Genomic DNA, 4,425 nt, shown 5'->3' on the forward strand with positions numbered 1-4,425 from the left:
CCCATTCTCTATCAGCCCCACAGCCGCATTATGGGGATGATCCAAAAGGATGACGGGCACTCCACATGCGTTCGCCTCTATCACAACCATGCCGAATCCCTCCCTCTTGGAGGGGAAGACGAATATCCTGGAGGATTTCATATATGGGTAGACCTCAGGGAGGAATCCGAGGAATTTTATCCTTCCTGAAAGGCCCAGTTCATCGGCGAGTCTCTCGAGCCTTTCCCTTTCAGGCCCATCCCCTATGATGGCGCAGGTGAGTTTTATGTCGATGGAGGCGATGACCCTTATGAGAGCCTCTACGTTTTTTTCAAGTATCAGCCTCCCCACAAACAACAGGTCGAAGCTTTGCGATGATGGTCTTGTCTCTTTTATCCTCTTCAGATCCACCCCAGGGGGGATGAGCGTGATGGGCATGTGGTTTATCTCTCTGAACCTTTTTAGGGTATGAGGGGAATTGGCGATGTTGTGTTTTGTGAGCCTAGATGTGAGTTTCTCTATCAGTTTTCCGAAAACCCCTCTCCATCCCAGGTATTGGTACCAGTAATCCCCCCATATCTCATGCCATGTGATGATGAGCGGTCCGTGTCTGAAGACGCAGAACAGCTTGCAGGCAAATGCGGGCAGATATGGGATGTTCTGGCAGTCTATCACATCGGGATTCACTTTGAAGAGGGAAGGGATAAGGGAGATCGAGAAGAGAAGGGCTGGGAGGATTTTCCTCCTTCCGGAAGGGGTGTATAGCTGGGTCTTTGGGCATACCCCATGGAGGTAAATGTTCCCCTTCAGCTTCAGCTCTCCTTCCCCCTTCCACCATTTCATGGTGATCATGAGGATTTGATGTTTGGTGCTGAGCCTTTTGGCCATCTCGAAGATCCGCCTCTCAACCCCTCCTTTGACATATGGATAGGCGCAGTCGTAGATGAAAGCTGGTGTATTCAATTGAGAGAGGATCCCCTCCACGTTTTAGATAAGCATGGATGAACCCGATTATCAATCCCAATATCCCGATTCCGAGCGAAACCCAATATATAGCCAAGGTAAGATTGGTTTCGATGAAGTTGACGCCTGAAATCCCAGACGAGAGCCTGCTAAACGCAATGCCGAATACAATTATCTCGATCAACCCTAATGTCCATAGTTGATGAAGCTTTAACGCTTTACATATGTCCCATACTATCAGGAGTAATCCGATAGATATAGGAATCCAGAAAGCACTGGGCCATAACCCCCAACCGATTAATCCCAATTTCTGAAGCTCACCTATAGTTTGAAACAATGGATTAAAGCCAAAGGGAAAAGCCGAAACCATGAGGGTACGATAGAGCCTGGAGCGAAACAATATCGTTAAGGTCACCATCAGGAGGATCAGCGAGGCATTTCCGACGGGTAAGCGTCCATAAAGCGATAACGCCTCCCTTAAACCTTTGACCCTCTGAATGATGGAAGCCAAAATCGAAGCCAAAAGGATGATCAGTGGGAGGAACACGGCTATTAAAGCGTAAGGTCGATCCAGGCGATAGTATACATCAGGCTTCAAAAGCAGTAACCCTAAGGATATCGGAAAAACCCATACCCCAAAGAATATCGTCTCTCGATACCCGTATGACTGGTCAACCATGAGCTTTATAAGTTCCACAACCACGATTATAGCGATGAAAGTGCCAACCCCCTGCCATGTAAGCCCTGTCAATAACATGGCAAATGCCGATAAAGAGATGTAAACCCATCTCATCTTAGCATCATCATTAAGAGATAACACATAAAAGAGGAAGGAGATCGTTGAAAGTAATAACACAAAGCTATCCCTATCGGCGAAGCCAGCTTTCGTCCTCGTCAGAAGATAAGGTATAAAAACCATTATGTTAACGGAGAGAAGGGCGGTATAATCATCAAAGGCGCGCTGAACTAGGATGTATACGATCAGGATCGTTAATAGGAAAAAGATGATCGGTGAGACGATGATGAACTGTTCTACCTGAAGGTTGATAGGCATTACACTTATTAGTCTATACATTACGGCGATTGTATAGGGATATAGGGTCAGATGCAAAGAGGTCTTCTCTCCCAGAGGAGCAGAGCGCAGCATGTCCACCTCTGGCATCCTGCCTTCTTTCACTATTCGCTTCGCCTGATAGGCATATCTTACGGGATCGGTTCCTTCAAGCGATAGAACATCAAAGGAAGCGCCGATCAGGCGGATGTAAATCGCCAGAAGAACGTTGGCGGTTAAAAGCAGAGGAACGACATATTTGCTAAACCGCATGGTCTTATCTCGATTCATCGGAGAGGTACACCTGTTTTACCGTCCGTCTTATGAGGAATTTCTTTGAGGATAACTTCGCCCCTGTATCCACAATTACATGGAGGGGATTTCTACGGATGAAATCACCCACTAATGCTCGCGATGAAAATTCCAGTGAGACAGGCGATTTCCATGGCAATTCTCTGAGGTGATCATCGCTTTTAAGAGAACAAATAAGATATTCCAGAGCTTGCCCGTCTGCGAGTAGAGGGTCCTCATCGGGTAAAGATAAGTAGCGAGGTTGAGATAGGAGAGAGACTTCAGGGTCAGGCGTTATGATGGCATTGTTCATGTAAACCATTACGTAAAACAGAATCACAATAGAAGTAAGAATCATGGGTGTAATAAAGCGGAATTTCTCCCTCATGGCCTGTTTCCTCTTCAATGTCCGAGTTTAATTTTCCCCTAGAGCGTTTCCCTAAGCGGCGTCTTTTCTAAACCGAATTTAACTTTCCCCCACAAGGCCTTCATCAACGAATATATTTTCAAGCCCGAAGCTTGAGGTAACATCCAGTCGAAGTAAAGTAATATCCTCACTCCTTTTAGATCCTCCTCCATCAGCTTCTTCACACCGCTACCATCGGGATCCATCAGATAAATATGAGGTCTTTCATCATTATCGAGGCTATCGGAGACAAAAGCTACCTTCCTCCCATTGGGGGACCAACAAGGAGACCAACTAGACCATTTTGTCAGCTTCCTGAAATTATCACCTCTCACACCCACGACGTAAATGCCGTGTCTATACTCGAAAAGTATCTTCTCCCCATCAGGAGACCAGCGTATGTCCCAAGGCATAGAATCGCCAAAATCACCGAACGGCAACTGGTTATTAGTTACAACTTCCAGGTTTCTCCCCTCCACATCGATCACACAGATCTCCTTTCTCTTCTTGGAGTAAAACGCTATTCTGCGTCCGTCAAATGACCAATCGGGCATAGTTCCTTCACAAACCTTCCTCAAACCTCCACCGTCCGTTCCCATGATATATATCCAAGATTCCACCGGCCAGTTCTCTATCGCAAATACGATCTTCCTACTATCAGGTGACCAACGAGGGAAACTGGTCGATCCCCCTTGAGGAAGCCCCTCCGTCAGGTTTGTTAGCCTCCCAGTTTTTATATCGAAGACATATATATTAGATCTTTGTTTCACCCTATCGAACATATCGAAAGCTATTCTTTCACAATCAGGAGATAAGGAAATGTAGCTCAATGGGCGAGCGTTCATAAGCTTAGTTAGGTTGCTTCCATCGGCGTTCATCATGAATATGGCTTTTTCGCCGCCCTCATCATAAGCACAAATGACTATCTTGCCGCTTCTCCAAGCTTCCACAGCAATAGCGTTGATAGTTAGAAGGAGAATGAATGGGGAGATAAGTTTTAAAACTTTCCTGAAAATGGGCTCTGGCAAGAATTTCATGTAAATTCTCCACCTCTCCAACCTGTCCTGGAAATAGATCGATAAAATGAGCATCATAGGTCTAGATTTAATCCGGCTAAAACCTCCCCTCTAATATTGTCATTAGGATCGGGATCTCCTATCACCGATCTGATAGCCGTATATGGGTGTGGTTTAAAACTTCTATTTGCAATGGAAGAAAAGCTCATATCTGCTTCCCACCATGAGTTCGAGGTATCTACGGGAAATTCCTCTTCCCCTGGAAGAGGAGAACTTAAACCGTCATGCTTCCATTCATATTTAAACTTCATTTTTTCAGCCGACCATTTATAAGCTTGAGCCCAGTGATATGTTCGGTAGTAGCGATTCTCGTTTATCCAAGTTAGGTTATATGCAACGTAGACGTTTGCCCATATGGTGCCGCCATAACGGCGTTCGTTGGAGTTATAAATATTTCCATCATCTCTTGCGGAGCCAAGGACCGGCCAAGGTGGATTAGGCCCTGCTATGGCAAGCAGATACCCAATCATCAACGCCCCTGACATGACCAGGAAAGCTAAAACTTTCCTTTGCATCTCAATCCCCTCCCCATCTTATTTTGTGCTCGCCCATCTATTGAGGCTTAAAGGGAAAGCAACTGGATTCTTTAGCCAAACCCACAAAATCATACACCTCTCCTCAGGCGAAATCCCATATCTCGACGTGGGATCATACCAATC

5 protein-coding genes are annotated in these 4,425 nt (G+C 45.8%); all 5 read right to left on the minus strand.

The window, feature by feature from the left end:
* The coding region (locus J7M22_17885) for a glycosyltransferase (protein MCD6508475.1) at positions 1–942 on the minus strand (942 nt) is incomplete at its 3' end.
* A complete protein-coding gene (locus tag J7M22_17890) occupies positions 884–2,119 on the minus strand; it encodes a hypothetical protein (protein ID MCD6508476.1) in 1,236 nt (411 codons plus the stop codon). The genes J7M22_17890 and J7M22_17885, both read right to left, overlap by 59 nt.
* Before the next feature lie 151 nt (positions 2,120–2,270).
* Positions 2,271–2,672 carry a hypothetical protein gene (locus J7M22_17895; protein MCD6508477.1) on the minus strand — a complete coding sequence of 134 codons (402 nt, stop codon included), beginning with the start codon at positions 2,670–2,672 and terminating at the stop codon, positions 2,271–2,273.
* A gap of 38 nt (positions 2,673–2,710) precedes the next feature.
* Complete coding sequence (locus tag J7M22_17900) at positions 2,711–3,727, minus strand: PD40 domain-containing protein (protein ID MCD6508478.1); 1,017 nt, start codon at positions 3,725–3,727, stop codon at positions 2,711–2,713.
* Between the two features lie 53 nt (positions 3,728–3,780).
* Positions 3,781–4,281 (minus strand): hypothetical protein, encoded by a 501-nt coding sequence (locus tag J7M22_17905; GenBank protein MCD6508479.1) that lies wholly within the window; start codon positions 4,279–4,281, stop codon positions 3,781–3,783.
* Between the last annotated feature and the right edge of the window lie 144 nt (positions 4,282–4,425).

It is taken from the genome of Candidatus Poribacteria bacterium, from assembly GCA_021162805.1.
In the GTDB taxonomy this organism is placed as follows: domain Bacteria; phylum Poribacteria; class WGA-4E; order B28-G17; family B28-G17; genus JAGGXZ01.

What these genes read in the sequence shown, in the direction of transcription:
- J7M22_17895 (MCD6508477.1), bottom strand. Translation starts at nt 2,672, where the DNA reads ATGAGGGAGAAATTCCGCTTTATTACACCCATGATTCTTACTTCTATT.
- J7M22_17900 (MCD6508478.1), bottom strand. Translation starts at nt 3,727, where the DNA reads ATGAAATTCTTGCCAGAGCCCATTTTCAGGAAAGTTTTAAAACTTATC.
- J7M22_17905 (MCD6508479.1), bottom strand. Translation starts at nt 4,281, where the DNA reads ATGCAAAGGAAAGTTTTAGCTTTCCTGGTCATGTCAGGGGCGTTGATG.